This window comes from Okeania sp. (genome assembly GCF_983059655.1).
In genome coordinates this window covers 1-4,984 of the sequence record NZ_CEZPJD010000608.1, presented here as the reverse complement: position 1 = coordinate 4,984, position 4,984 = coordinate 1, and the positions used below count along the sequence as shown (strand labels likewise).

Genomic DNA, 4,984 nt, shown 5'->3' with positions numbered 1-4,984 from the left:
TTGCCTGTTGCCTGCGCGCAGCGCTATATATGAAATCTGCTGTAAATAAATCATCAATGTAGTAGTCTATATCTCAAGATAATCATGTAAGGTAAGTTACTACTTGCTCCTCAAATTATCTGTAGTATTAATTAATGAATTTACTATGGGTTCCTATTTAGAATGTTTGATTGATAGCTGTTCAACAAATACAAAAAATTTTCTCTGTTTATCAAATTTTTCCCGATCTTTTTTCATCAAACTTACGACCAATTTTTCCAAGGATTTTTAGATAAATTAGAATTAGTATACCTCTTGTCGTGAGATACTTCTTCTCCGATCCAATCTGGCAATTCAACTTCTTGATTCTCATTATTAAGTTCAACTTCAGCCACAATTAGACCTTGATTATCTCCAGCAAACTCATCAACTTCCCAAATAAAATTACCATGAGAAACCTTATATCTAACCTTTTCAATTAAAGGTAAACTGCACAAAGTATTCAACATTTCTTGAGCATCTTCAACGGGAATAGAATACTCATATTCCGACCGTGAATTACCCACAGAAGGTCCTTTAATAGTTAAATAGCCTTGGTCCCCAGCAATTCTTGCTCTTAATGTTATGCCATCTTCTGTAGACATATAACCTTGACGATAAACTTTTCCAACAGCTTGATTACGCCACCCGTTGCCTTTAACTAAAAACTTACGTTCTATTTCTATTGCCATTTTAATATTTAAGAACTTTTGAGAATTAATACAATGATTATTATCATAATGGGAGTTTCTGGTTCTGGTAAATCTACTATTGGAGAATTATTGGCAAAATCTCTAGATTATGACTTTTATGATGCCGATTCTTTTCACTCCCAAACTAATATTGAAAAAATGAGTAGTGGTAATCCTTTAAATGATACAGATCGGATTCCTTGGTTAGTAGAAATGAGAAATGCAATTGAGCAATGGTTAGATAATAATAAGAATATTATATTAGCCTGCTCTGCTCTGAAAAAAGCTTATCGTCATTTACTGATAAAAGACTCACAAAATATTAAACTTGTCTACTTAAAAGGGTCTTTTGATTTGTTTGCCCAAAGACTAAGGGAACGAGAAAATCACTTCATGAAAGTCAAAATGCTAAGAAGTCAATTTGACGACCTTGAAGAACCAGAAGAAGCAATAATAATAGATGCTGTAAAATCTCCCGAATATATTGTCAATTCTATTTCCTCTATAATTCCCATTTATCCTGACTTCTGACTACTACCTTTACCAAAAGACTTTATTCAGTAAACCCTATTTATCTATTCTAAGTTTCATCATCAATCTATTTCCTAACAAACTCCTTCCTTTTTCCTCTTTTTACTTTTTATTTTGTTCCCCCAACCAAGCTAAAGCAGCACCAAAAGTTTCAGCTAAAGCACTAATTAAGCGATAGAGTGCTACAGCACTCAAAATTACAACGATAATTTTTAATGCCAACCTACTTAATATAGTAAAAAAAATCCAGAACCTCGAATGATAACAAAACAAATTTATCCACAAAAAGGCTTGATTGGATAGCCTTTTAATTTTAATTATAGAGGTGAAAATTAATAAGATTTTATAGCTTTTAACTTAAGCTTTTCAAGTAATTTAATTACTGGATTTAAAATTATTGGTTGAAATCCACTCAGAATAATTACTAAACACAAAAACTGTAAAATCTAACTTTTTTACGTCGCAGCAATTCAAGCGATCGCTAAAGCCACAGCAGCCATTAAAAGAGGTTCTATTAAAAACTTACAGCACTTTTTAGGAAGCGTGAGGTACAGTTTGAAAATTAATCTTTTTTTCCCTACTGCCTACTCCCTAAAGTCCTAAAATTTTGTACCTCATCAACTCCAAAACTGCTGTAAAATTGCAACTTTAACTTTTATCCCTACTTGTTTAGTTGCAGCAATACGACCATAAAAATACCAAATATTTCCTAGTGAATACTTAGCAATATTTGTCAGTAAATATACTCTAATACCAAGCGTGAAAAAAGAATACTATGAAAAGTTCCTATCGAGGAGACATGCTTAAAAATAGTGGCTCTCGTTCATTTTAGATAGTTATTTCTATCGTTTTTACTTTTTTTCAATCTTTCCTCCTTCTTCCTTCTTCCTTCTTCCTTACTTCTACTATTTGTAACAAACACTTATCAAATTGGTATAATAGCCCATCGCAGATTAACAGTTTGATTAAATTTTTGAATAATCCAAAACCATACCCATCCCAACCAGATGTGAGCCATAATAGTCATAAAAAAAAGCGACCATCAGACTGAAAAACCCAGAATTGCTAATCCTAATTTCCCAAACTTGTTACCAATTCTCTTTGAAAGTTGTAGCTAGAAAAAATAAAATTCTTACCAAAATAATCCAGCGCAGATAAGGTTTTAGATACGAGAAAACTTTTTTCATGAACTACAAAACTTGCTCGGTTGATAACTTTTAACTACTCTTGCTGCACTCCGAAATTGTTGATAGTATCTTTGACTAACTTCATCCCCTACTTCAGACAATACATCAATGCCAATACCATTACGACCCTGACTTTTTCCAGAACTATGAATATAACGTCCTTTTCCCAGATATAATCCTACATGATCTGCTTTTTCACCAGTGCCAAAAAACACTAAGTCCCCAACTATAAGTTGATTATTTAATTGATATTTGTCTAGAGAAATCTTCTGACAAAAAGCTTCTTGTTGATGAGCATCTCTAGGCAACCAAATACCAACAGAAACAAAAGCAGCTTGAATAAGGCCAGAACAATCATAATTAGGCCCTACTGTACCTCCCCAGAGATAATAGTTAGGAATGCTCATAGCTTTATAAGTAAAAGCAATTATTTCTGGTAATTTCTCTCTAACTTCAGTCTCGCCAAAAATGTGAGGTTGAAAAGGAGTTTTGGCTGGTTGAATCTTATCAATATCTGTATATTTTAACCACCCTTGATAATCATCTTCTTGTAACTTTACAAAAATTGCGCTGTCGAAATTTTCCTGTAACTGGATAACTTGTAAATTTCGCCCCATTGCGGCTTGAGTTGCTAAAATATTGCATTCAGAAGAATCATAGATATCGATATTATCTTGGCACTGATACTCAATAACATTAGATAATTGGCGGTCAAACACTAAATTTCCCTTGGATAATTGATGAAGTTATTAAAATATTTTTATAGATATATAATATAACCTTAGCGATCGGAATCACTATTAGACATCTCCTCCAAAAGAGGAAGTAGAGAGTAAGGGGAAAGAATTGATAAATTAAGAGTGCAATAATTGATTTTATTTTTGATTATTGGAGATGTCTATTATTAAAGATAGTTTTTATTTTCAATAACTATGGAATAATTAACAGATAATTTTTCACTTATTCCGTATATTATTAAATTAAGTATTTTTATGTTTTCTAAATCTTATAGCAGTCGCAGGAAAGGGCGCGGACAAATCAAAAGATGAAAACTCAGATAACGTAATATTTTTCACTCCTTCGTTCCTTCCTTCTTCCTTCTAACTACTATACCTAATTCTTACCATTTACTTCCTTTTTCTATATGACTTTTTTTGATCGAGATGAACAGTTAAATATCCTGGGTCAAGACATTATGGAGGCGATCGAGCTGGAATTTTCGGAATTAACTAATGAGCAAATTGCCATAACTTGGCTAGTCTACGATTTACCAACGGCAGGAAATATTAAGAATGCCACAGAGTTTTGGCAACAGCAAGTCCGTGGATGGAGCGATCGCGGTGATGAACGGATGTATGCTGGTAGAATAGTCCATCTATTCTATCTTATAGCTATCTATGAGTGGTTAGAGAAAGGAATGGTCAAAACTTCAGCAGAGTTAGAAAGAGCAATTCGAGATATGATTGTTTATTCCAGTAACGATGCTACTGGTCTAGTTGTAGATGTTTTAACTGGAACTACCAGTGGACCTGAAATTTCATCAGGACCTTTTCAAACCTGGAAATATCAACGTAATTTTGTCAACCGTTATTTTCAATCTCTGAAGTGGCCTGAGTTAAAATCCATTAATATTAATCAAAAAACATGGTGTGATGGTCCTTATGGTCGAGAAAGGATGTTTCAAGGACTATTGATGGAAAATAGGAATATACTGACTGCTCATAGCACAGCTCGTTTATTACATAGTATTGTCGGTGGGGTTGCAGTATCTCCTATTGCTTCAAAGAAAATGATGAACTTGTTAAAGAAAAATCCTAGCCAAGATGAATTAAGAGATAGAAGTAAAGAAGAATTTATAGGGTTTCTGGATGATGGTCTACCTCAAGACGCTAATGTATGGGGTAAAGGAGTCTCAGATACTCAGGTGCGTCATAATTTTGCTTATATTGAGTTACCAAATATTAAGCCATATCTTTTAGTTGTGTTTATAGAAGGCAAGAAACTTAGTCAGAATGAAAAGATACTGCCTTATATTTCCCAAAGGTTTGTAGAAGCAATGAAGAAACTGGGATGAAAGAACAAAAAAATTTTTGCCTATCTATAGTCTTTAATTCAACTATATTTATAACGGAGAAGGAGGGATTCGAACCCTCGGTACGGGGTTCTCCCGTACAACTCATTAGCAGTGAGCCGCTTTCGACCACTCAGCCACTTCTCCAATTATGATGATTATTTACTTTAACAGATATTAGCCTGTTATGGCAAGAACATTATAAAAGTTACATTTTTCAAGGTTAAGAGTAACTGAGAGTACAAAATTACCAGAACTCTCGAAAAATTATTCCTAGTTATCTATCTTGATGGTTTTTTACTTCCACCTTAACTTAGAATTTTTTGCTACAGCCTACAGTACATATGTATAGATATGCACTTTCTACTTAACAAAGTGTCCAGTCACTAAAATCCTTAATAAGTCTTAAAGGCTTTTATTCGCAATGATTAACCAGAGGTCTCAGAAAATACTGGACTTTCACTATTAATCATGAACAAAGTATA

The 4,984-nt window shown here is 33.3% G+C and carries 4 protein-coding genes and 1 tRNA gene; 2 read left to right on the top strand and 3 right to left on the bottom strand.

What is annotated here, in order from left to right; translation table 11 throughout:
• Positions 1-242: 242 nt before the first annotated feature.
• Positions 243-710: a CYTH domain-containing protein gene (locus AC3DU7_RS25080; protein ID WP_488042012.1), complete on the bottom strand. Its 468-nt coding sequence runs from the start codon at positions 708-710 to the stop codon at positions 243-245.
• Between the two features lie 33 nt (positions 711-743).
• Here AC3DU7_RS25080 and AC3DU7_RS25075 point away from each other — a divergent pair, with 33 nt between their 5' ends.
• Positions 744-1,241, top strand: a complete 498-nt coding sequence (locus tag AC3DU7_RS25075; protein WP_488042011.1) for a gluconokinase — start codon at positions 744-746, stop codon at positions 1,239-1,241.
• A 1,183-nt stretch (positions 1,242-2,424) separates the two neighbouring features.
• Here AC3DU7_RS25075 and AC3DU7_RS25070 read toward each other — a convergent pair.
• On the bottom strand, positions 2,425-3,147 hold the full coding sequence (locus tag AC3DU7_RS25070; RefSeq protein ID WP_488042010.1) for a C40 family peptidase: 723 nt from the start codon (positions 3,145-3,147) through the stop codon (positions 2,425-2,427).
• A gap of 425 nt (positions 3,148-3,572) precedes the next feature.
• Here AC3DU7_RS25070 and AC3DU7_RS25065 point away from each other — a divergent pair, with 425 nt between their 5' ends.
• A complete protein-coding gene (locus tag AC3DU7_RS25065) occupies positions 3,573-4,502 on the top strand; it encodes a serine hydrolase (protein WP_488042009.1) in 930 nt (309 codons plus the stop codon).
• Between the two features lie 54 nt (positions 4,503-4,556).
• On the opposite strand, the gene AC3DU7_RS25060 is transcribed toward AC3DU7_RS25065, so the two are convergent.
• A tRNA-Ser gene (locus tag AC3DU7_RS25060) sits at positions 4,557-4,646 on the bottom strand.
• Positions 4,647-4,984: the final 338 nt, after the last annotated feature.